Below are 2,362 nucleotides of genomic sequence, written 5' to 3'. Positions count from 1 at the left end.
TTGAATCTTTACGCTTCCTTTTATTGGATTCTATTTTTTTATAAATTGGCGCAGTTTATCAGTAAACTTTTTGGATATTTGCTCATGCCTTAATGTTTTGTCAATAATGAAGTTATAAAAGTAGTGCTTGTTAATCTATTGATAATTAGTTTGTTAAATGTGTTTTTTTTAATTATAAACAGCTCCTTAGCATAACATACATTATCAGTTTGGTTAGTTGAATCACTACTTCACTATTAAATTCAAGAATACCACAATGAAGAAGATTACATATTTGATTCTACTTATTTCTACTTTTTCTTTTATTAGTTGTAACAGATATAAAGGGAATAATATGAAAGCCCCAGAATATGGAATTGTTACCGATACAATCATACTTAAAGGCATAGAAATTCCATTGGATACAATTTTGTTCAGATATGCATATAGGATGAGAGTACAAGGAAACAAGGCTGTAATAATGGATTTACATAATACAGACTATTATTATCATGTTTTTTCATATCCTGATTTTACATACATTTCTTCTTTTGGAAAACGTGGTGAAGGCCCTACCGAAATGATATATGCTGCAAATATAAGATTTGTTGAAGATAATGCAGTATGGGTATTGGATGATGGAAAAGGCAGAATGTATAAATATAGCGATATATCTGTTAATGATACACCTAAGCTTGTAAAAGACTTACTATTGGATAGGAAATTGTATCGTTCTCTTGATTTTGATATTGAGGATACTACAGTTGTCATTCCTGATTATTCTGGAGAGAACCGATTCAGTTGGGCATCCTTGTCTACAGGGAAAATTATACGTAAAACAGAACGTATACCGATATCAGAATCCAATCAATTTAAAGATAATATGTCAGCAATAGCACAGGGTTGGAACAGTTTTATTTCTCTAAGTCCTGATAAACAGAAACTGGTCACTGTCACTCAGTTTGGTGACAGAATTGATATATATGACTTATCATCACATAAGCATATCGGGAAATTAGGGATGCATGGTGAACCTAAGTTCTATGTTACTCCTGAAGGCTATGGCCTTCCAGATGATAAAATATGCTATTATGATGTTCAGGTAACAGATAAGTTTATATATGCCATTTATGATGGCAGGAGTTTCAGGGATATTTCTAAATTAGCAAACTCATATAAACAAGGTGGTAAGATTCTACGTGTTTTTAATTTTAAAGGAGAGTTGATTTCCAATTATATATTGGATCGTCGTATTGTAGGGTTTTATGTTGATGAAAAAACAGGTTTGCTTTTTGGCTTAGATGTTAATGCAGATGAGCAGATAGTAAAATATATAATCTAATTCTATTCTTTAACATTAAATCGGTATCCTTTATTTATTTCTGTTATTATCGTATACTCGGGATAATCTTTCAGAGATGATTTAAGAGTGGATATATGTGTATGAATTTTACTGTCGGAGTTCTCATCTGTTGGCCAAAATTTATTTTTAATATTTTCTTTTGTAACGAATTTATTTGGTGAATTTATAAATAAAAGTAATAATCTAAAATCAATTGGGGTTAACTGACATAAATTGCCATTAATATATAAATTTTGGCTTTCCAAATTTAAAATCATGTTACCCATTTCTATACATTCACTACGATTGATTTGCTTTCCATGTTTTGTTCCTTTTATAGATGAAATAGAAACAATGAACAGAACAATGAAATAAGTTACAACACTCCAGAAGGACTTTGGTGAAATAATTTTTATTATTTCAGTATATGGAACAGTAGCCCACGCCTGAATACTTTGTGCCTTTTTGATATCGATATATTTAGTCGGGAGAATTATGGAAGATTTAGAATATGTAGAATCACTATTACTGAAAAAGCTTTTGCCATTATTTGAATATATTATACCTGTTCTTACGTTCTCAACTCCATTTCTTTTTAATTTATTCTTGAGCAAATCATTGATTTCATCTGGGCTAGGCGGTAATATTTTAGATAATACATATTGATTACATAATCTTTCAACAGCCGATTGATTTGTGCCCTCATTAAAAGATATTGTTTCAATTCCATCTTCACTTTCTATTTGAAAACCTTTTATTTTTCTTCCAGTTGGACGATATAATACGAGTATTTTATTTAATCTCTCTTGATAATCAGTATTAATAGCATCCTGAACACAATCAATAATTTTGTCAGTCAAATTATTTTTTCCCTCTTTATACGTAAAGTATAATAATATGGAAAAAATGAGCCAACCTAATGAAATAGAAGCTAGTAGTAACAACTTTGCGTTGATTTTCATATATATCTTTTATATAATACAAATATACAAAGATATATACAAAATGAAAAATTAAACGATGAAATGGAACATTATTTTA

The 2,362-nt window shown here is 29.5% G+C and carries 2 protein-coding genes; one reads left to right on the top strand and one right to left on the bottom strand.

Translation table 11 applies throughout. The features are described from left to right. Positions 1 to 334 precede the first annotated feature (334 nt). Positions 335 to 1,321, top strand: coding sequence for a BF3164 family lipoprotein (locus JCM15092_RS14170; protein WP_034542107.1), 987 nt, complete (start codon positions 335 to 337; stop codon positions 1,319 to 1,321). 2 nt (positions 1,322 to 1,323) lie between these two features. Here JCM15092_RS14170 and JCM15092_RS14165 read toward each other — a convergent pair whose 3' ends face one another. Beyond that, positions 1,324 to 2,283: a winged helix-turn-helix domain-containing protein gene (locus JCM15092_RS14165; RefSeq protein WP_024995211.1), complete on the bottom strand. Its 960-nt coding sequence runs from the start codon at positions 2,281 to 2,283 to the stop codon at positions 1,324 to 1,326. Positions 2,284 to 2,362 lie beyond the last annotated feature (79 nt).

The organism is Phocaeicola paurosaccharolyticus JCM 15092 (genome assembly GCF_000613805.1).
GTDB lineage: Bacteria > Bacteroidota > Bacteroidia > Bacteroidales > Bacteroidaceae > Phocaeicola > Phocaeicola paurosaccharolyticus.
This window is presented reverse-complemented; position numbering and strand designations above follow the sequence as displayed.